The 21,538-nt window shown below is 46.0% G+C and carries 18 protein-coding genes and 1 pseudogene; 8 read left to right on the plus strand and 11 right to left on the minus strand.

From position 1 onward, the window contains the following. Window positions 1-60 precede the first annotated feature (60 nt). From AC3RV5_RS17830 to AC3RV5_RS17855, 6 genes are all read right to left on the minus strand, one after another. A complete protein-coding gene (locus AC3RV5_RS17830; protein WP_489728930.1) occupies window positions 61-1,122 on the minus strand; it encodes an alkaline phosphatase D family protein in 1,062 nt (353 codons plus the stop codon). A 9-nt stretch (window positions 1,123-1,131) separates the two neighbouring features. Next, window positions 1,132-2,316: an alkaline phosphatase family protein gene (locus tag AC3RV5_RS17835; protein WP_489728931.1), complete on the minus strand. Its 1,185-nt coding sequence runs from the start codon at window positions 2,314-2,316 to the stop codon at window positions 1,132-1,134. A gap of 78 nt (window positions 2,317-2,394) precedes the next feature. After that, entirely contained in the window at window positions 2,395-4,737 is a 2,343-nt protein-coding gene (locus AC3RV5_RS17840; RefSeq protein WP_489728932.1) for a TonB-dependent receptor, read from the minus strand. Window positions 4,738-5,052: 315 nt separating this feature from the next. After that, window positions 5,053-5,895 carry a co-chaperone DjlA gene (gene djlA, locus AC3RV5_RS17845; RefSeq protein WP_489728933.1) on the minus strand — a complete coding sequence of 281 codons (843 nt, stop codon included), beginning with the start codon at window positions 5,893-5,895 and terminating at the stop codon, window positions 5,053-5,055. Beyond that, on the minus strand, window positions 5,885-6,583 hold the full coding sequence (gene murU, locus AC3RV5_RS17850) for an N-acetylmuramate alpha-1-phosphate uridylyltransferase MurU (protein WP_489728934.1): 699 nt from the start codon (window positions 6,581-6,583) through the stop codon (window positions 5,885-5,887). Before murU ends, djlA begins: the two co-directional genes overlap by 11 nt. Then, window positions 6,573-7,661: an aminoglycoside phosphotransferase family protein gene (locus tag AC3RV5_RS17855; protein ID WP_489728935.1), complete on the minus strand. Its 1,089-nt coding sequence runs from the start codon at window positions 7,659-7,661 to the stop codon at window positions 6,573-6,575. The genes murU and AC3RV5_RS17855 overlap by 11 nt, the downstream gene beginning before the upstream one ends. Window positions 7,662-7,815: 154 nt before the next feature. Here AC3RV5_RS17855 and AC3RV5_RS17860 point away from each other — a divergent pair, with 154 nt between their 5' ends. The 7 genes from AC3RV5_RS17860 (at window position 7,816) to AC3RV5_RS17890 (ending at window position 16,797) form a co-directional block, all read left to right on the plus strand. Beyond that, complete coding sequence (locus AC3RV5_RS17860) at window positions 7,816-10,023, plus strand: LPS-assembly protein LptD (protein WP_489728936.1); 2,208 nt, start codon at window positions 7,816-7,818, stop codon at window positions 10,021-10,023. A gap of 70 nt (window positions 10,024-10,093) precedes the next feature. After that, the gene (gene surA / locus AC3RV5_RS17865) at window positions 10,094-11,395 is read left to right on the plus strand and encodes a peptidylprolyl isomerase SurA (protein ID WP_489728937.1); all 1,302 of its coding nucleotides are present in this window, start codon (window positions 10,094-10,096) and stop codon (window positions 11,393-11,395) included. A gap of 6 nt (window positions 11,396-11,401) precedes the next feature. Beyond that, complete coding sequence (pdxA, locus tag AC3RV5_RS17870; RefSeq protein WP_489728938.1) at window positions 11,402-12,379, plus strand: 4-hydroxythreonine-4-phosphate dehydrogenase PdxA; 978 nt, start codon at window positions 11,402-11,404, stop codon at window positions 12,377-12,379. Further along, window positions 12,379-13,185 carry a 16S rRNA (adenine(1518)-N(6)/adenine(1519)-N(6))-dimethyltransferase RsmA gene (gene rsmA, locus AC3RV5_RS17875; protein ID WP_489728939.1) on the plus strand — a complete coding sequence of 269 codons (807 nt, stop codon included), beginning with the start codon at window positions 12,379-12,381 and terminating at the stop codon, window positions 13,183-13,185. The genes pdxA and rsmA overlap by 1 nt, the downstream gene beginning before the upstream one ends. Further along, complete coding sequence (apaG, locus tag AC3RV5_RS17880) at window positions 13,186-13,578, plus strand: Co2+/Mg2+ efflux protein ApaG (RefSeq protein ID WP_489728940.1); 393 nt, start codon at window positions 13,186-13,188, stop codon at window positions 13,576-13,578. A gap of 111 nt (window positions 13,579-13,689) precedes the next feature. Then, on the plus strand, window positions 13,690-14,505 hold the full coding sequence (locus AC3RV5_RS17885) for a symmetrical bis(5'-nucleosyl)-tetraphosphatase (RefSeq protein ID WP_489728941.1): 816 nt from the start codon (window positions 13,690-13,692) through the stop codon (window positions 14,503-14,505). 267 nt (window positions 14,506-14,772) lie between these two features. Beyond that, window positions 14,773-16,797: a methyl-accepting chemotaxis protein gene (locus AC3RV5_RS17890; RefSeq protein ID WP_489728942.1), complete on the plus strand. Its 2,025-nt coding sequence runs from the start codon at window positions 14,773-14,775 to the stop codon at window positions 16,795-16,797. A 69-nt stretch (window positions 16,798-16,866) separates the two neighbouring features. On the opposite strand, the gene AC3RV5_RS17895 is transcribed toward AC3RV5_RS17890, so the two are convergent. Both AC3RV5_RS17895 and lysC read right to left on the minus strand, forming a co-directional pair. Beyond that, window positions 16,867-17,064 (minus strand): hypothetical protein, encoded by a 198-nt coding sequence (locus AC3RV5_RS17895; protein ID WP_489728943.1) that lies wholly within the window; start codon window positions 17,062-17,064, stop codon window positions 16,867-16,869. A gap of 52 nt (window positions 17,065-17,116) precedes the next feature. After that, complete coding sequence (lysC, locus tag AC3RV5_RS17900) at window positions 17,117-18,481, minus strand: lysine-sensitive aspartokinase 3 (RefSeq protein ID WP_489728944.1); 1,365 nt, start codon at window positions 18,479-18,481, stop codon at window positions 17,117-17,119. Between the two features lie 234 nt (window positions 18,482-18,715). Between lysC and AC3RV5_RS17905 the strand changes: the two genes are divergently transcribed. Then, complete coding sequence (locus tag AC3RV5_RS17905) at window positions 18,716-20,263, plus strand: amidase (RefSeq protein ID WP_489728945.1); 1,548 nt, start codon at window positions 18,716-18,718, stop codon at window positions 20,261-20,263. Between the two features lie 21 nt (window positions 20,264-20,284). Here the strand turns inward: AC3RV5_RS17905 and AC3RV5_RS17910 are convergent. The 3 genes and pseudogenes from AC3RV5_RS17910 to AC3RV5_RS17920 form a co-directional block, all read right to left on the minus strand. Continuing rightward, a pseudogene (locus AC3RV5_RS17910) lies at window positions 20,285-20,407 on the minus strand (DUF192 domain-containing protein); the annotation flags it as partial. A gap of 413 nt (window positions 20,408-20,820) precedes the next feature. Continuing rightward, a complete protein-coding gene (locus AC3RV5_RS17915; protein WP_489728946.1) occupies window positions 20,821-21,129 on the minus strand; it encodes a helix-turn-helix domain-containing protein in 309 nt (102 codons plus the stop codon). A 1-nt stretch (window position 21,130) separates the two neighbouring features. After that, window positions 21,131-21,496, minus strand: coding sequence for a type II toxin-antitoxin system RelE/ParE family toxin (locus AC3RV5_RS17920; RefSeq protein WP_489728947.1), 366 nt, complete (start codon window positions 21,494-21,496; stop codon window positions 21,131-21,133). Between the last annotated feature and the right edge of the window lie 42 nt (window positions 21,497-21,538).

The following is a 21,538-nucleotide window of genomic DNA, read 5'->3' on the forward strand; positions in this document are numbered from 1 at the left end:
TGTTTACATCAGGTGTTATCAATACCTACTCAGCTCCCACTCTGTTTCATGCTCAATGAATCACAAATCCACGCGCTGTTGCAATTTCACGTCACCTGTAACATCTTTAATGCTCATGGTGATCTGCGGGGCGCTGCCCTGCCAGTCAATTTCCAAAACTCCGTAATTAGCCTGGGCATAACTAACCCCTACCCTATGTTGATTGGGACTGACTTGTTTCCACTCTTCTGTTAACCCAGAACTGGTTATTTCCCAAAGAGGCTTTCTCCCTTGCCGCGTTACTTGACTAAACTCGCTCCAGTGGGTATCCCCACTAACAATCACCAGATTATCGATTTGATATTTATCCAATAAACGCAGTAAACGCTGACGTTCCCGGGGGAAATTCGCCCAGGATTCCCAGCCCGTAAACTCGGGTAATAATTGTAAACTAGAGGCTAATATACGAACTTCTGCAGGCTGCTGTAACTGGCGCTCTAACCATTGCCACTGTGTGTCACCGAGCATCTTTTGGTTAGGATCGGTGTGAGGTAAATAAGGGCCTAAATTATGCGGTTTTTTGTATTGCTGGTACTCGGCAGGGGGAACGCTAATGAGATCATCCCGGTTCCAACGTAAGTCCACCATGATCACCTGCACCCGTTGGGGGGCCTGTCCATACAGATAACTGGTGTAAATACCGTCGCTACGGGTGCGTCTGGAGCTATCCTGGGGCTCGTTAAAATAATCGAGCATGATTTGCCGCGAGGCTTCTTTTTGCGGGTAATGTTTGCCAGCGTCGTTTTCACCAAAATCATGATCATCCCATATGGCAATGGTGGGAGTACTGGCCAACATGTTTTGCATGCCGGTTTTAGCCCACTGTTTTTGATATTTTTGTTTAAGTACCGCCATGTCTTGGGTGTCTGCGTATATATTGTCGCCCAGCAACATAAAAAGGTCGGCCTGCTCAACCAACATAGGTTGCCAAATCGGTTGAGGTTTATCCTGGTGCAAACATGAACCAATCACCACTTTAAAACCCCGGGCAGGATTTTGCTGGGCGCTGTATGCTTGGCCGCAGATGGCCAATGCACTGACAAAACTGACTATCATCAAAAATAAGCTATTGAAAGTTTTCATATTATCTCGTTAATGTTGGGCGCTTTGTTCAAGCATTATCCCCACTGCTTGACCAATTTCACTTTGGGTGTCCTTAGCAAAAGCTTGGGGGGATTGGCTAAGTAGCACCAATGCCGTGGCGGCGACTTGGTTGAGCTTATACAACGGAGTGTTGCTTGCTTCACCGCCATGTTTAATGTCCGGGCCCATGGCCGCCATCCATATTTCATTAGAGCCAATTATACCTTGTGGGTATTTGGCCAAATCTTTGAGGTAGCCTTGAGTGGCTTTGGGACTGGCGTGATGCTGCCAGGTTTCATCACTATTGCCCCGTCCATGATCAACCGTAATGATAAGATTGGTATTGTTTTTATATTGTGCAATAGACTGAATCTGTTGCCACAATCTACTGATAAACCCATCCGTGCGATGCGCAGCACGTAAATAGGCCGGATAATCCCCATCGTGGGCAAAATCATCGGTTTCACCAAACGCCACATATAATACTTTTGGCTGAGAGTTTTTGACATATTCCTGGCTAAATCCCAAGGTAAAAGCGTCTAGCCGTACGTTATGCCAGGGGCTAGGCAGGTCACTTTGCATGGTGTTTAACCAGGTTGTTTGCGCTGATACGTTAGGCCAATCCGCAGGCATAAAACCGGCGTTGACCGGTAAATTACTGCGCTTGGTATTTAGGATCGCCGGAAACACATCCCAACTGCCAAACGCAGCGACTTTGCCTTTGAAAGCCGGTTGTTTATTTAACCATTCCAGAAAACTCACATTGGGATTAGCCACGGGCTGATTTGAATCGATACGCGGGTCAGCTTTACCGGTTAATATTTCGTTATAACCCGGATATGAAAACCACCAACTATTGGATACCTGCATCGCAGATTGGCGGTCGCGGTTCCCCAAAAGCACACCGTTTTTTTCCAGTGTATTCCATATAAATGGCATCAATTTTTGGCGTTTTATGTGTGCATTGTCACCACCAAAGTCTTGCTCCAGGCCTTTTGCCTGTTTGGCAAAGTCGGCATGTTCCAGCAACGATTGTTGGTATCCTCGATATACTTCTTGCCAGCGCAGGCCGTCAATGCTGATAATCAGCAGATTGTCAGCACTGTATACCGGCCCGCAACATAACAAGGTTAACAGCCAGGCCGCGAGTGCCTTGCGCTGAATGTTTAATTTTTGCTTAATGCAATGGATCATGATCTTGCCCCTAATAAAACGGAAATATTAGGCGAACATCTGCTCACCTAATCCTATTTGGCTACTTTTTGTCGTTCATCAGAACCGTGCTGTGGCGTTAAAGGCCGCTGTGCGTGGTGCCCCTATCCAAGCCGATTGACCGGCTATGCCACCTAAATAGCTTTCATCAAAGGTGTTGTTGACAGTAAAGCGCAATTCAATTGAGTCGATACTCGGCACAGGAGCATCGATACTCACTCCAGCATATAAGTCCGTTACGATATACGCTTGGGCAACTTGAGTATTGGCCGCATCGATAAAACGCTCGTCAACCCATTTGGTGGAGGCGCCAATAAAGTGGTTTCCACGGGTCCAATCCACTGACACCACAGCCATATTTTCAGGTGAACCAAATACCGTATTGCCAGCCGGGAAGTCAATTGAACCTTGGGTATATTGTGAATCGTTATAGGTATAAGAGCCATAAACCGATAACGTATCGCTGACGTTAACCGACAACGCGGCCTCAAGACCTGATGACTCAATACCACCTACATTGACATAACTGCCATTGGTGCCGATCAAATAATCAATCCCATCTAGCGAGTCAGGTGCAATAAAGGTCAGGCGATCGTCAAATTTAATGCTGTAATAGGTCAAGCTGGCTGTGACATCCCGGGATACAAAACGTAAACCCAGATCGATATTTTTTGCTGTTTCAGGGGTAACTGAGGTCAAGGTTGATGCATCGCGTTCAAGCACAGCATCTTTAATGGCCGCGAAGTTTTCGGCATAACCGGCAAATAACTCCAGGCCATCAATAGGCATCGGCGCCACTATCCCAGCAGACAACAAGGTGTCAGAATCTGAGTTAACCTTGGCGGTATTAGCGTTATCGAACTTATCTTGGCGCTCTAGGTCCACAAAAAATTGTTTAGCGCCCACACGCAAAGTCGCCCAGCCCATATCAAGCTCGTCTTGGGCATACAGCATAAATGTTTCAACCGGGAATTCACGATCGTACTGCACCCAATAAGGGGTATGATCAAATTCATAACTGGTCTTCGAATCAATAATTTTGTGCCAGTCCCGAGACTCTTGACGGTTATAATCTTCGTACCACACACCACCACGCAAGGTATTTTCCATGCCGTTTATTTGGCTAAACCAGGCAAAATCGGCATCAAAGCCTAAACGCTCTTTTTTATAGTGAGTATGGCGATACGAACCAACGGGCACTGCACCTTGTGCATAACAACCGGGATCATACTCTGGCCCCGCGCCGCCATATGGAAAGGTAATTGAGCTGGCACAATCGCCTAGGGGCTTAAGTGCATCACCGGCTTTATTGACAAAAAATAATTGCCCCAAAGCGCTGCCTCCGTATACGGTATTACCGGGGGCCAGCTCTGAGTGCGCTTCGCCATCACCGTCAGCCTGAACATCTACCATATACTGAGGAACCCAATCACCGCGGCCCTCGTTGTTGTGGTAATACAGATTGCCTGATACTTCCAGATTGTCGGTTTTATAATCTGCTTGCAGGTACCCAAACAGGTTTTCACGTAAGGTAGACCAACCTTTGCGGTACACTTGATCCACGTAAGGAATGCCAGTCCATTCGCTAGTCAAACCGTCAGATCCCGGGTTTTGTTCAAACTGTGTCAAGCTAACCCGTTGATAGTTATCTTCATGGGTATCATCCCACGAGGCATAACCTTTAATATCAACATTACCCAGCACTGTCATAAATTTAGCCGCCAGATGATCACGTTTATTCTCGGCAGATTGATTAACCCAATCGGTATTTTCACTGCTTGAGGCGCTAAACCAGGCATAGGTGTCTTTTGCCAGTTCGCCAGTTTCGTAACGTACAAAGTATTTTTGCGCATCAAAACTGCCACCTGAAACACTGATCGTCATGCGCTCATCAACACCGGGATCGATAGTTGTGAAATTTAATGTGCCACCTAGGGCTTCATTGGAACGTGACGCGATATCTCCCGTGCCCTGAGAAACCTCTACCGAAGCCAAATTTTCAGTATCGATATAACGATTGGCTTTTGCCCCCCCGCCATAATTAGAATTTCCGTTAGCCATACCATCGATAGTGATACCTATTTGCTGTTCGTCCAAGCTAAGCTGAAAGCCGCGGATCGAGACTGTGGTAGACCAATCATCTGACCCAAAGGTATCGCCTTCGTTGATCAATACCCCTGGTAGATTGTCAATTACCGCCAATACGCTGGTTAACGAGCTTTGTTGTTTAACCATTTCGTCGGAAGTTTGGTTGTTGGCATAAGAAACACTTTTGCCCACTACGGTTATCGCTTCTATCCCATCATCGGGGGCGCCTTGTGCCAAAGCGCTGGTGCTTAACGCCTGATTACCCAGGGCAAAGGCAACACATAAAGCAAGACGACTGAGAGTTTTTGAATTCATTATTGTGGTCCAAGTAAGTAATAAGACCGCAGTAATCTGACCTGTTGCTGTGACAAATTGATTGAGGATTTGTGACGTTTAAGCAACGTTTAGAGTATATTTTTATGACAAAAATCGAAATAAATACAAAAGAAAACAAATATTTATCCTCAGAGTGAGGATGACTAACGGGGCAGTAGCCAGAAGGGTTGTCAAACCCAATTGTAAATAGGGTAAATGTTTTAACCTGGCATAAAACCTATAAAATAAGCCGAGGCTTTTTGATCCTGTCTCAATGACCAAGCTGCGTTGCGCAGCTTGGTCATTGAGTGATAGTTAGCGCATACCACGCTTTTCTTTAATCATCTCGTAGGCTGCCTGAATATCTTGCGCTTTGGCCTTAGCCAACTCCAACGCTTGTTTTGGTAAACCTTTGGATACCAGTTTGTCGGGATGATGTTCACTCATTAATTTACGGTAAGATTTTTTGATTTCTTTATCGTCGTCGCTTTTACTCACCCCCAGGATCTGATAGGCATCGTCCAGTGACTGTTGAGCTGAATACGAGGACTGGCTGCGCTGGTGAGTACCACCTTGCTGCCGGCCCTGGCCCTGGCGAAAACGCATTTCAGCTTCAAACACCGAAAGCAAATATAACAGTTCGTTCTGTCTAAACCCTAGATGCCGGGCAACTTCTTCCAGTACCTTCTGTTCAGATTTAACTAACTTGCCGTCTATATAAGCCGCCTGGATCAGGATCTCTAAAAATACCTGCATAATGTCACGCCGACCATGGCATGATTCCTTAAATTCGAGCAATATGTCTTTTAGCGCAAAATCCGCTTCTTTACCTTCGCGAAACGCTTGTTGGGCTTCTTTACGTGTCTCCCCTTCCAGGCCCATTTGATCCATCAGGGTGCTGGCCATTCGGATCTCGGCGTCACTCACCAAACCATCAGACTTGGCCACATGGCCCATCACGGCAAACAAGGCATGAAAAAAAATAGCCTGCTTTTTAAATTCATCCTGGCTGGTAAAAAAACCGCTAAACCCGCCCATTTGATTGAAGTCCTGGCTATAACCTTTATCAAACAGATGACCAACTATAAACCCCAAGATCGCACCGGGTATACGACCAAACATAAAACCAAAAATGGTGCCTAAAATTTTACCTATCATAGTGTGCGACTCGCTCCGTTAAATTCAATTGTGCCAGACGTTCAGGGGTTCCAATATCTGTCCACTGGCCAGCATAGATCTCCCCCGAGACTCGTTGTCGCCCAATTGCGTCAAATAATAATATGGCCAAACGTAAATTACCGACTTGGCGATTGGCAAATAGATCCCTGTGGTATAGGCCAATGCCGCTGAAGGTATATTTTTGTCTGCTTTGTTGCTGTAAACGACTATGCTGGATACCGAAATCCCCGCTGGGATTGTGCGCAGGATTGTTTACCAGTACCAGATGGGCCAAATCATTGCTTAGTTTGGTTGGTAACATCCCATAATCATAGTCACAGAAAATATCGGCGTTGACCACCGCGAAGGTTTGGCTGTCTGCATCCGGGCATAACAGGTCCAAAGCGTTAATAATGCCACCAGCCGTTTCCAGCGCAGCAGACTCTGGTGAATAAATGATCTGCACCCCCAAATGATGCCCATCTCCCAGATGATCCACTATTTGCTGCCCTAACCAAGCATGGTTGATGATAATGCGGTTAAAACCTGATTTTTCAAGGGCAGCTATATGATATTCAATCAGAGTCCTACCATTAACCTTAAGTAAGGGTTTAGGTATAGTGTCGGTCAAAGGGCGCATACGCTCACCGCGCCCCGCAGCCAAGATCATCGCGGTTTTAGTTGCCACTGAAATCGACACTCTCATATGTTTGTTTGGTGCTAGCTTGACAGGTATTTAGTTGCTGCTGTTCGCTGTGTTGGCGCTGCATCTCAATTTCCACCCGTGCAACGTGTGGCATAACCTTATCGGCAATTAGCTGGGCAAAATCCTGACATTCGTCGTACTGTGCTCCTATTTCGCACAGGTACTCTAATGTACGGGGGATGTCCGCTAAATAGTGACCTTTTGCATCCCGATGATAAAGACGAGCGAAGATGCCACTGGCCTTGATATGACGCTGTAAACCGGTGAGATCAAACCAACGTTTAAACTGACTAAACGGATAATCCGCGTAAAATTTTGCATGCCAATTTGCAAACCACTGCTCCACCCAGGCAGATGGCCAGCGCTGGTAACAATCACGTAATAAGGATACCGCATCATAGGTAATGGGCCCCACCACTGCGTCTTGAAAATCGATTACCCCAATATTTCCATTATCCAGTAACATTAAATTTCTAGAATGGAAGTCTCTATGCACCCCAACTTGGGGCTGAGCAAAAAAATTAGCCCGCAAACAGGCAAAAGTTTGGGCGATGATTAGCTGTTCATTTTCTGACAAGGTCAGTTTAAGATGAACCTTGAGCAGCCAGTGGGTAAAAATTTCGAACTCTGCGGTTAATAAATTGTCATCAAACCTAGGTAAGTTAGCCTGTGAGGTGGCAATACATAATTGCACATTGGGCAACAATCCTAAGGCTTGGGGATATAAATGCTGGCAGCTTTTCTGGGTAAGGGCAGCGGAGAACAATTCATTACCGTAATCCTGTAAACAATAAAATCCCTGAACTTGATCATGGGCCAGCACTTGTGGCACTGACAAACCTTTGCTTGCATAAAGTTCGGCAACTAATACAAATTTTTGGCTGTCTTCAAACTCTGGAGGCGCATCAACCGCTATGATTGACTGATCTTGGTATGCGAAACGAAAATAACGACGAAAACTGGCATCGCCATACACCATCTCCAGTTGCTGACACACAAAGGGCGTAGAATGATTAATCCAATCCAACAATTGTGCTTGTCTTTGTGCCAATTTACTCACTTAGGGCCTCGTATTAGGGTACATTTGAACAGCGAAGAATGGCGAAATATGTCTTTTTTTGCAAGTCTGCTGGTAAATCTGTGTGAAACCCTTAAAATTGGAGCTTAATTAGCATGACCTCAACTATTATTAGGCTGCATCTTTACCCTACCGTATGAAAATCAAGCAACCTCTATATCTAGTATTTTTCCTTGTCCCGAGTGCGTTTAGTGGCGCCCAGGACTTATGCCCAACGCCGGTAAATACATTCCAGGTAGATACAGGCCTGTCTAAAGGTCAGATCCAGGTTATTGCCAGCAAAACCTCAATTCAACAGGATACCGTGGCAGAATTTCAAGGCAAAGTTGAGATTACCCGGGAAAATTCACAAATAAAGGCAGATAGCGCCAGAATTGACCGCAATACACAACAACTCACCGCCAAGGGCGACGTAAGCTATCAGAATCCACAACTGAGTGTTACCAGTCAGGAAATTGTGCTTAATACCCTGACCAATCGCCTGGAAATAGCCGACACCGACTACGAGTTTACCCAACTCAATGCCCGTGGCCAGGCGAAATTTTTGTTACTTGACGAAAAAGAAGGAGTAAAACTCAACGGCGTGTCCTTCTCTACCTGCCCGGTAGGTAATGAAGATTGGTTAATTCAGGCTGACAGTATCCAGGTACGCCCGGACAGTAACCGGGGCGTGGCGCGTAATGCGTTTTTCTATTTGCAGGATATACCGGTATTTTATCTGCCTTATTATTCATTTCCGGTTACGGACGAACGCCAGACAGGTTTACTTATGCCTAAACCGGGGAGTAGCAGTGCCACCGGGATCAGCTTCGAACAGCCCTATTACTTAAACCTGGCTGACAATTACGATGCGACTATTAGTCCCAGATTAATGTCCAAACGCGGGGTGCAACTGAAAACCGAATTTCGCTACCTGACAGAGCAAAGCAACGGCCAGCTTAATTTGGAATATTTACCCGATGATTCAGAAACATCCTCCGGCGACTCCCGCTATTTTTATCGTTTTATTCACAGTGGGGCGTTGTCAGACAACTGGCAGTTGAACGCGGATTTCAACGGGTTGAGCGATGATAACTATATAGTCGATCTCGGCTCTGATTATTACAGTCAAGCTGACACCCATCTGTTTAAAACAGTGGGGGTTAATTATTATTCACAGCAGCTAAATTTTAGTATGCAAGTGAAGGATTTTGAAATACTCGGGGACCATCAAGACAGTTACCGCGCCCTACCGGAAATGAAACTCGATTACCAAAGTGACTTAGTGGGTGGTCTGGTTTTCGATTTACACTCCGAATTGGCACATTTTGACAATGATAATACCACCAGCCCCACAGCCACTCGAGCTCACCTGGCGCCAACCTTAAGTTTGCCCTATTCAAACAGTTGGGGGGAGCTTCTGGCAGAAACGTCCCTGTTTCATACCTATTATCGTCAACAGAATATCGAAAATACCCAACTAGATAACGAAGTCACCCGTACCCTGGGTCAGGCCAAACTTTTTGGCGCTCTGGTATTTGAACGTCAATCGAGCTGGTTCAATCACGATGTAACTCAAACCCTGGAGCCCAAGGCGCAGTATTTGTATACCAGTTATGAAGACCAGTCGAATATAGGTTTATATGATACCACTCGTTTGTTTAATGACTTTTCCGGTTTGTTTAGAGGCCAGGAATTCACTGGCCTGGACAGGATCAGCAACAAAAATCAAATTACCTTAGGTGTCACCTCGCGTATAATAGATCAAGACAACAGGGAACAATTCAAGCTTAGCTTAGGTCAGATTTTCTATCTTCAAGACAACAAGGTGACAGCAGCGAATAGACAAGACGACCGTTCTGCCTTGGCAGGAGAACTCGATTGGCGCATAGGCAGTAAGTGGTTTGCTCACACTGAGCTTCAGGTTTCGACTCAAACCAATAAGCTAGAAAGAAGCAGCGTGGCCCTGGAATACCAGCTGGCAGCAGATAAAATGCTGCAGTTTAATCACCGTTATGTCAGGGATCTGTCTGGTGAAAAAATCAGCCAGTTCGGCTTGACCGCCAGTTGGCCTATTACGCCGAATTGGTATTGGGTGGGCCGTTGGTATCGGGATATTGACCGCCACCGCAGCATTGAAAGTTACACCGGTGTACAATATGAATCCTGTTGTTGGGCATTACGTATTGTTGCCCAGCGTCAGTTAACTAGCCGCTTCGATGAAAACGGAGTACAAAGTACAGATGAATTTGATTCAGGCATTGCGCTGCAGTTCTTGTTTAAAGGCATGGGCGGTGACAGTTCAGGTCATGATATGTTAAGAGACGGATTATTCGGTTATCGGCAGCCTTATCTGGTAGATTAACCGATAACGACAATATTAAAAATAACCCAGACACTTCGTGTGTCATTTAAACTAACAAGTACCCATATATATGAAATTATCAGTAGTAACTTTTACCTTTTTGGTTCTCATGTCGTCTACCTTTACTGCCTCAGGCAAACCGCAAACCCTTGACAGCGTAGCGGTTATTGTCGATCAGGGTGTTGTTTTGGAAAGCCAGATTGAAGAGCTGGTGCAAACCGTTAAACGTAATGCCGTGATCAACAACCAGACCCTGCCATCGGATCGGGCCTTGCGCACACAAGCCATAGAACGTTTGATCCTCGATAGTTTGCAAAACCAAATGGCTGAGCGCATGGGTATTCAAATCAGTGATCCCCAGCTCGATCAAACCATAGGAAATATTGCCCAGGAAGACGGAATATCCGTGGCCCAATTGCGAGACAAACTGGCCGCAGACGACGTAAGCTACGAAGTATACCGTGAACAAGTACGTAAGGAACTCATCACCGGCGAAGTGCGCCGGGCCAATGTTCGACGTCGCATTTACATCACTCCACAGGAGATCAGCAACCTGGTAAAACTCATCGATGAACAAGGTGGCCAACAAGCAGAGTACCGCCTAGGGCATATCTTAATCGCATTTCCCGTCGAGCCAGCAGAGGCCGACGTGACCAAAGCAAAGGAAACCGCCCAAAAGGTGATTGAACTGCTAAACAATGGCTCAGATTTCGCAAAAATCGCCACCGCATCGTCATCGGGTTCCAATGCCCTGGAAGGCGGTGATCTGGGTTGGATGAACATCAACTCCATGCCCACCTTGTTTGCTGGAGCCGTTCAGGGCCAGGTAAAAGATAGCTTGATAGGTCCCATCCGCAGTGGTGCCGGTTTCCATATATTAAAGGTGTTGGATGTCCGTGGTATCGAACGCATTGAAGTGGCTGAATTAAAATCCCGTCATATCCTGATCAAACCCTCGGTCATTTTAAGTGATGAGAAGGCCGAGCAAATGTTGCGTGATTTTAGAAAACAGATCTTGGCCGGTGAAGCCGATTTCGCCGAGCTTGCCAAGGAACACTCTGCGGATCCTGGTTCCGCATTACGCGGCGGGGATCTGGGATGGGCCGACCCAAATGTTTATGTGCCTGCCTTTAAAGATGCCTTAGCCAAGTTAGAAATAGACGAAATTAGTCAACCTGTACGTTCGGTACACGGCTGGCACCTGATGCAACTGACCGACAAACGTGTTGAAGACGCCACGGAAAAACGCAAGGAAGACAAAGCCTATCAGTTATTATTCCAGCGTAAGTTTGGCGAAGAAACAGAAGCCTGGTTAAAAGAAATGCGTGACAGTGCTTATATTGAACTGATTGCCAAGAAAGACAAAAGCTAGGCCATAATGAGCCTTAAACTTGCCATTACCCCGGGTGAACCTGCCGGTATTGGTCCAGACTTGATAGTGGCATTGGCACAACAAGCCTGGCCGGTGCAACTGGTCGTGTTCGCCAACGGTGACATGCTTAAAGCCCGGGCCAGGTTGTTAAACTTGCCACTGGAGTTATTGGCATATCATAATACTTCCCAACCGCTACAACGCCCAGGGCAACTCTATTGTGTTGATATCGCACTCAATGCCAGTGTAGAGCCCGGCCGGTTAAACAGCGATAACAGCCATTATGTCGTTGAAACCCTACGCCAGGCTTGCCAAAAAAATATCGATGGCGAATTTGATGCTATTGTCACCGGCCCTGTGCATAAAGGGATCATCAATCAGGCGAGCATCCCCTTTAGTGGCCACACTGAATTTTTTGCCCAGCAAGCCAATATCAGTGATGTAGTCATGATGCTAGCCACCGAAGGCCTGCGGGTCGTATTGGCCACGACCCACATACCTTTGGCTGCGGTATCCAAGGCTATTACTCAGGAGCGCCTAAGCAAGGTGATCCATATCGTGAATTCAGACCTGCGCAGCAAGTTTGGTATCAAACAGCCACATATCTTCGTTTGTGGTCTCAATCCCCATGCTGGTGAAGACGGGCACCTGGGACGCGAAGAGATTGATACCATCATTCCTGCTCTGGATAAGTTGCGCGCGCAACACATCAAACTCACGGGGCCGTTGCCCGCAGATACCATGTTTAACCCCAAGTACTTAGCCCAGGCTGATGCAGTGTTAGCCATGTATCACGATCAAGGCTTACCCGTACTCAAATACAAAGGTTTTGGTAAGGCGGTGAATATCACCCTAGGCTTACCTTTTATTCGCACGTCGGTTGACCATGGCACAGCCCTGGATTTAGCTGGCACCGGGCGAGCCGATACAGGTAGTTTCGAGCTCGCCATTAAGGAAGCCATTTCGTTGGCAAAAATCAAATAATGAGTAAAAAACATCTAGGCCATACGGCCCGTAAACGCTTCGGTCAGAACTTTCTGCATGATGCCTATATTATTGATCAGATTGTCTCGGCCATTAATCCGCAAAAAGGCGAAAATGTGGTCGAAATCGGTCCGGGATTAGGCGCCCTGACCGAACCCGTTTGCGAATTGCTTGATAATTTGACGGTTGTTGAGCTGGATCGTGATTTAGCGGCCCGTTTACGCACCCATCCTTTTATTTCCAGTAAATTGACCATAATCGAAAGCGATGCACTGAAGTTCGATTTTAGTACGCTTTATAGTGAAGGACAGGCGCTTAGAGTATTTGGAAATTTACCATACAATATCTCAACCCCCTTGATGTTCCATTTATTTTCGTTTGCCCACAAGGTGCAAGATATGCACTTTATGCTGCAAAAAGAAGTGGTTAACCGTTTGGCCGCCAGCCCTGGCAACAAGAATTATGGACGTCTGTCTGTTATGGCACAGTATCATTGCCATATCATTCCCGTACTTGAAGTTCCACCGGAAGCCTTTAATCCGCCTCCTAAAGTCGATTCAGCCATCGTCAGGCTTATGCCGCACAAACAAAAACCGGTGACGGTAATGAGTGAAGAAGTGTTACATAAAATATGTGCCCAGGCCTTTAATCAAAGGCGTAAGACCATTCGTAATAGTTTGAAAGATAGCTTAAGCGACGTGCAGATTAAATCGCTGGATATTGATCCCAATTTGCGCGCAGAAAATTTATCCTTGGTGCAATTCGGGCGTTTAGCGGATCTTGCTGTTGAGGCTAAGGAAGAATAAATGAGTGAGCTAAACCTTCCTGTATCCGGGGACATCAAAATTGATGTGCAGACTCGGTACCTTCCCGAGCATCAGATCGAAGCTGAGCATAAATTCGCGTTCGCCTATAAAATCAGCATAAGCAATCAAGGCAACGAAGAAATGCAATTGCTCAATCGTTACTGGTTAATCACCGATGGCAACGGCAAACAAACCGAGGTCAAAGGCCCAGGAGTGATAGGCGAACAGCCCCACATTCCACCTGGCATTAGCTACCAATATACCAGCGGGGCGGTGTTGGACACGCCTGTTGGCTCTATGCAAGGCTATTACGAAATGCAAAATAAGGCGGGACAGATGTTTAAAGTACCCATTGCTATTTTTCGTTTGGCCGTGCCAAACTTAGTCAACTGAGGGATTAGCCCTAAACGATGTTCAGCCCTTGCCTATATTTTAGTTGGCGTATAATTGCTTGCGATAGTGATGCCGATAGCCTATTTGCCATCAAACCTACATCCCTAAATCATGGCTGATTATGTGGTGGGCGACATACAAGGCTGCCTTAGCAGCCTAAAAATTCTGCTCGGAAAGGTCAATTTCAATCCCAAAGTGGATAAACTATGGGCAGTAGGGGATTTGGTTGCCAGGGGCCCAGAATCATTGCAAACCCTGCACTACTTATACGATCTGGGTGACAGTTTTGATACCGTGCTGGGCAATCATGACTTACATTTGCTGGCCATCTACTGCGGCTTTAAAACCGCCCATCCCGAAGATAAACTCGATGAACTGCTAAAGTCTGCTGATTTGCCCAAATTTATTCACTGGTTACGCACAAAACCCCTGGCGCTAAGTATCAATCAGGACAGCCTGCTTTCTCACGCAGGTCTCTACCCCCGATGGTCACTCGACAAAGCGCTGTATTTAAGTCAGGAGGTTAGTGAGCAACTAAGCGGGAATAACTGGCAGACACTGCTTGAAAACATGTACGCCAATACCCCCACTTGCTGGACCGAGGATCTGCAAGGCATACCGCGCTGGCGGTTCATTATCAACGCCTTCACACGAATGCGCTTTATTGAAAAAAATCAGCATCTGGAATTAAATTGCAAATTATCGCCGCACAAAGCGCCGCAAAATCTGATCCCCTGGTTTACCGTGCCCAATAAGAAGTTACTGCCTCAGCAAAAAATCCTTTTCGGTCACTGGGCAGCGTTAAAAGGCGCCACCGATTCGCCGCAATTTATCGGACTGGATACCGGTTATATCTGGGGAGGAAGCTTGACCCTGTACAATTTAACAAGTGGTCAAATTTTCAGCACAACATCAAATCAACCCTGAAATACTCGCTGTGGCGCTTGTTTTACCTAAAAAATTATCTTTTATCAGAATGTTAGCTAATGTAACCTGCCATAGTGTCGATAGTACAAAAGAGACTAAAAAGAGCGAATAGTTATATTTTTTGATATTTGATTTGGCCGATTCACTCCCAATAGTGCCAACTAAATAACAAACAATACATAAAACTAGGCTCTGTTGCTCTGCCCTGGAACATACCTATGCTGGTTTATTAGCAGCATATTAAAGTATTAAATTTGGAGACCATAGATGAAAATGACAGTTGCTATGCGCGTGGTAGGCGGCTTTGCTATTATTACTTCGCTGCTCATCGTCATGGGTATTTTCTCTCTCACCACCCTCAACAGCATTAATAATGCAACTGAAGAAGTGAACAGTTTAGCCCTCCCTACAGTTAGTGGCAGCAGTCAGTTGAAAGTCTCGTTTTTAAATATGAGCCGGATCGCGACTGAAGCCTATTATGAGACTAACCTCAGCGCACTAAGTGCCAAACTAGATTCCCTTAAAACCAGCCAAGATAACTTCGAAAACGAATTTAGCACCCTTAAGACAGTGGTCAGTCGGGAAGCGGGATTAAAAAACGCGCTTGCTGAAGTCGATGGGATTTACGAAGATTATAAAGACAATGTGTCATCCATGTTTGCCGATCGCCAGGCGGATCTGGAATTTCGTAATAAAGTCCGTGAGCAACTCAGTTCAATTGAAGATAACGCCGATGACACCTCCACCTTGATATTGGACTTTGCCGATTTAGATGACGTGCAAAGCAGCCCTCAACTGGCCAAAGCAGCGGAGCTAAGCAATACCCTGGAAACTAAGTTGATGACATTACTCAACGTTGGAGCAGAGTATGTTAAAACCCAAAATTTGGTGCGTGCCGATACTATTGGTAATGAAGTTCAATTAGTCATTAATCAGATAAAAGAAACCATCGCTGAAATTCAGACTGCCGCTAACAGCGGCGATAGCAGCGGCACCCTGAACGAGATCTACCAATTGACAGGTGCTGTGACAGATGTCGTTACCTCGCCCACCGGCTTATTACAAAGCCAGATAACCAAGATAAATAAACAGACCCTAGCCACTGAAGAGTATCAAGCCTCTGAAGTCAATATTAAGCAGGCGACTGAAAAATTAAACGTTTTACTAAAACTTGCTGATAATAAAGCCAGTGTCGCCAAAGAGTTGGTCGAAAGTGCGGTTAGCTCAGGTAACTTTAAAACTGTATTGATTGCCGTTATTTCCGTGCTTATCGCCAGTGTTATCGCCTACTTTGGCGTAAGAGCCATTATCGGGCCGTTACACAAAGTCAACGAAATGTTGAACATCGTGTCATCCGGGGATCTCACCCGCAGACTTGACGATTCATCAGATGACGAATTTGGTCTGCTTGCCAAAAACTGTAATAATCTGATTGATAGTTTAAAAACCTTGATTACTGGGATCAGTTCACGGGCAACCCAGTTAGCCGCCGCATCAGAAGAAACCTCAGCGGTGACTTTACAAACCACTGGCTCGATTCAGGAACAAAAATCGCAAATCGCACAGGTGGCCACCGCGACAACAGAAATGCACAGCACCTCAGTTTTGGTCAGCCAAAGCGCCGAAGATACCCTGCGGGAAATTAAAAATGCAGACGAAGAAGCCGAAAAAGTCAAAGCCATTTCTGAAGAGAACCGACGCACCATCGAAGTACTTGCCCGAGATGTTGAGGAAGCGGCAGACGTTATCAATAAATTACATCAAGATAGTACCAGTATAGGTGGCATCTTGGACGTTATCCGCGGAGTGGCCGACCAAACCAATCTTCTGGCGCTCAATGCTGCCATTGAAGCAGCCAGAGCCGGTGAACAGGGCCGAGGTTTTGCGGTAGTGGCCGACGAAGTAAGAACGCTTGCCAGCAGAACCCAAAAATCAACTCAGGAAATTAATTCCATGATTGAAGTATTGCAAGCTGGCGCAGAAAAAGCGGTCTCTGTGATGAATCAGGGAAAAGAACAAACCACAGTATGTGTGGCACAAACTGAAAAAGCCACCCAAGCCCTGCAATTGATAACCGATGCCGTGCATAGGGCTCATGATGTGAGTTCTCAGATCGCGCAATCCGCCAAAGAGCAAAACATTGTCTCTTTGGAGATAAGCGAGAAGTTGGAAAATATCGTCAATATCGCCGAGGAAACGTCAGTAGGTGCCCATCAAACTTCGGAATCGAGTCATGAGGTGGCTAAACTGGCTGAAGAGCTGCAAAGCTCCGTACAGCAATTCAAAGTGTAACCAAAACTCTGCTTATAAAAAAACCGCCAAAAGGCGGTTTTTTTATAAGCTAACTAACAACTAATACGTCTATTTTTTATTACCGCCCGATACATCCGTTTCCAGCCACTTCTGCAGCAAACGGGCTATGCGTTTATGGTCTTGCTCGGCGAACACACACAGCAATTCAGTCATGCGTTTGTTGGTATTCACTTTACCCTTTTTGGCAGCAAACAACTTGCCAAGGGCCGAACGTGGTGGCTGCGTGTTTTGTAATTTGCTTGTCATAACAACCTGTGAAATTGTGACAAAAACATCTCAGCCCCGTGCATAAACTGAATTAGCTGGTAACCGTTTCAAACAACTGACGATGTAAGGCTTTGACGACTTCAGTACTGTCTTTTTCACTGACCAACATAGACATGTTATGGGGGTTGGCGCCAAAACAAATCATACGTAAGTTAAAATCGGCGACCGCAGCAAATATCTTACTCGAGACCCCGGCTGCACTGTGCATATTATTGCCCACTACAGTCACCAGATCGTAGTCTTTTTCCAATTGCACTTCACATATTTGGCTTAACTCGTCTATGGTTTCCCGGTTCAACCGCTCCAGCACTGAGTTTGGTGGGTTGTCCAGGGTGAAAGATACACAGATCTCAGAAGTGGTAACCAAATCAACACTAAGATTGTGTTTGGCGATAATCGTAAATACGTTTTGCAAAAAGCCTTGAGCATGCATCATTTTCGGAGTTTTTACCGTAACCATGACTTGCTCCTTACGCCGGGTGATCGCCCGATAAGATGGCTCGTACTGACAATCTCTGACGATCCAGGTGCCGCCTTTTTCCGGCTCTTTACTTGAGCCGACAAATACCTTGATATTTTGACGCAGCGCGGGCTCCATGGTCGCGGGGTGCAAAACCTTAGCGCCGAATGTGGCCATCTCCGCAGCTTCTTCAAAACTCAGTTCAGGCAAGGGCCTGGCGCTGGCAGTAATTCTTGGATCAGTCGTGTACACACCTATGACATCGGTCCATATTTCACAGCTTTGGGCATCCAGCGCCTCGGCCAATAAAGCCGCAGTAAAATCTGATCCTCCCCGACCTAAAGTTGTGGTATTGCCTTCTTCATCTGCGCCGATAAAGCCCTGAGTGACTAACACACTATGTTGCATCTCTGGCGCCATCAATTGCGTGGCACGTTGTTTGATACCCTCAAGTTGCGGTACCGCCTGGCCAAACTGGTTATCGGTCAACAAGACTTTACGAACATCAAAATTATCCGCAGCTAGACCTTGCTGATTGAGCACCTCGGAGAATAACAAGGATGCCATTCGTTCACCGTGGGATAACAAGCTGTCTTTAAGATCCGGGCGATGCAACATTTCTTCGTGAAAAGCTAACTGCTTCAAAGAGTCGAGTAACTCATTAAGTTTGTCGGCAACCATTTCGGGATCACCTAAATCTTTGAGGATAGCAAATTCGATAGTTTCAATTTGGCTTAGGAACTGGCCGATCTCTTCTTTTGTCAGGGCTTTATGGGCCAGCTCGACCAGGATGTTAGTTATCCCGGCAGACGCGCTGACCACGACCACTTTAGTCGCACTATTGCCTGAAATGACTTTGGCGCAATTTAACATGGCAGCATAATTGGCTACACTGGTACCGCCAAATTTGGCGACATTTAAGTTCGAATCACTCACTATTTTTCCTACTAAAACTAATTGCAACACTGTGTTCATAAACTACCAGTTTTTACTCACAGATAAAGTATATTTTACGCTGTGTATGGCTACCTTTTTGGAATAGGTTATATACACAAGGTGCTGTATTTAGGATCCTACTTGATTTTCTGTTATAAAAGAGTGACCGGCTGCCCATTACGCACAAAGCTTGGCAGTTTAGCCAGATAACATACGCAAAATTAGGAAAATATTATGTTGCACATTCGCGCTCTGCGGGTCTTGTTGGTCAGTATAACGCTCACGTTGAGCCCCCCTAGTTTGGCAGCGCAAGCTAACTTACACGAGTTAACACTGCAGCAAACCCAAACCCTGCTTAGGGACAACAAAATAAGTGTGCAACAGTTAGTTGAATATTATCAGCAACGCATAGCAGATTATGATAACAGCGGGCCAACGCTCAATGCCCTCGCCCAACTTAACCCCAAGATTAAACAGCAAGCTGTGGCTCTGGATGCCAAGCTGCAAAGTGGGGAAAAGCTGGGCAAGTTGTTTGGCGCCATGGTGGTGCTCAAAGACAATATTGATGCCAAAGGCATGGCCAATACAGCCGGATCCTGGCTGATGCGCAAGCATCTGCCTACCAACGATGCGTTTTTGGTTAAACGTCTGGTGGCAGAAGACGCATTAATTTTAGGTAAAACCAATCTGTCAGAGTGGGCTAACTTTCGCTCTAACATGTCATCCAGTGGCTGGAGTAGCTTATATGGACAAACACTTAACCCTCACGACATCACGCGATCCCCTTGCGGTTCAAGCTCTGGCTCGGGGGTCGCCATTGCCGCCGATTTGGCTTTATTGGCTGTGGGCACAGAAACCAATGGTTCAGTCACCTGCCCTGCAGCGGTCAACGGTATCGTTGGCATAAAACCCACTTTGGGTCTGATCAGTCGCAGCGGCATCATACCCATAGCCCACTCTCAGGATACGGCCGGGCCCATGGCCCGTAACCTGACCGATGCGGTGATCATGTTAGAGGCCATGATGGGCGAAGATGAGCAAGATCCACAAAGTTTGACACCCATAAAACTAAGTAATCACCTAGTGTTAGGTGGGCTTAAAGACAAACGCATCGGCATAGTGCGTAATCTGATGGGTTACCACCCCCAGCTCGACAAAGTATTTGAAAACCAGTTTGCGGTATTCATAAAGGCCGGGGCAATTTTGGTTGATAAGGCGAATATCACCACCAAAGGCCAGTGGGATAAAGATGAATACACCGTACTGTTGACCGAATTTAAGGCCGATTTAAATCGCTATTTACACGCCAGCGATGCCCCATTGAAGGATCTGCAAGATGCCATTACTAAGAATCAACAGTTTAGCAAATACACTATGCCCATTTTCGGTCAAGAGTTATTTATCAGTGCTCAAGGGTCAGCAGGTCTCACCGATCCGGGCTACATGAAATCCGTAGAAAGTAGCAAACACAAAGCGGGAAAACTAGGCATAGATGCAACCCTGGCCAAGTATGAGCTGGACTTATTAATTGCCCCGACTACTGCTCCTGCTTGGAAAATAGATCATATAGACGGCGACCACTATTTGGGCTCTGCCAGCGGCCCTGCTGCTGTAAGCGGTTACCCCCACATCACTGTACCCATGGGGCACGTACAACATCTACCGGTGAATATTAGTTTCTTCGCCGGGGCATTAAGTGAAGGGATATTGATTGAAGCGGCTTATGATTATGAACAAATTAGTCAGGCGCGGATCACGCCTAAATTAGCTCAGCCCGATTAGCTAACTCAGGCAACAATCAATTTATGGCGCTTTGATCTGTACCTTATCGCCTACCGAGATCTTATGTTGGCTGAACCAGCCCTGGTGCATTTCCAGGGCAAATAGCACTTTTTCAGATGAACCCACCGGTGTTAGATCATGGGGTATCGATTAAACAGACTTGGCATTTTCGAGGCTGGGGTTTCACACGCTACCCAGGTAATAAAAACGATCTAACCAAAGCCATTGATCAGACGTGAATTAATGTTTGACGTTTAATTGTCTCTTATTAAAATGCCTGGTTCCATTTCTCAAAACACAGCATGGCCGCCAATAAGGTCTACATAAGCTTTTTGCTTACCTGTATATCGGTTTGCAGGTGATAAGCATTCTAGTTACTTTTAAATGCGATCTGGATGTGATTTTTGATCATTTCGGCGCTTTTTTTGCCTGTAACCGACTGTAATTTAATTATAATTAAATCAGCTGAAACAGTTTTTAGCGACTCAATCGTATTTTGTTGAACAACTTGGTGGGTAGCCAGGCTAAACAGGCATGATCGTTTTACGGGCAGACGATTAATAAGCCAGTGCATCCAAGCCTTTGTGAGCGACTAAGTTAAGCAGTTTTAGCGATGTCCCGCGAGGCTTTTTACCCCCTTGCTCCCACTGCCTTACCGTTGATGCACTGGTGTTTAAGTAAGCAGCAAAGACAGCTTGGCTTACATGCTCTTTTTCGCGTATTGCCTTGATGTGTTCAGCGTCATAGCGCTCTACTTCAGGTAAGCAGAGTGCGTCAAACTCACGCATGGTGGTCAAGACCATCACGCCCGCCTCGGTTAGATCTTTTGCTGTTTCATGCATTACATCTAAGATACTGTCTTTCATATCATGTCACCTCTATAAAGCTACCTGCACTCACCGCCTTTTCGAGCTGAGATGCATCGTAACTAAGTAATTCTTTTGCCATGTGTTTGAACGCTTTCAACTCTTTTGAGTTGATATTGTCTTGCGCATTTTTAGGGAAGCCAAACATAAAGAAGGCTTGGTCACCGACTCTACATGCCAAGATAGTTCGCAGCCCACTACTTTTACCTTGCCCTTCTATTGCTGCGCGCTTTTTATAAACGTGACCACCTAAGTCTGCATCTATTAAGCCGTCTTGTATTTCCTTCACTGCATCTTTTAAGGCCTTGTCCGTTAGCCCTTCTTTATCAGCCCATTTGGTGAACCACTTTGATTTATATATGCGCACTTATTCCCCTTTAATAGCTGCAACTATAACACTAAGTACCAT

This window comes from Paraglaciecola sp. IT1134, from assembly GCF_058068185.1.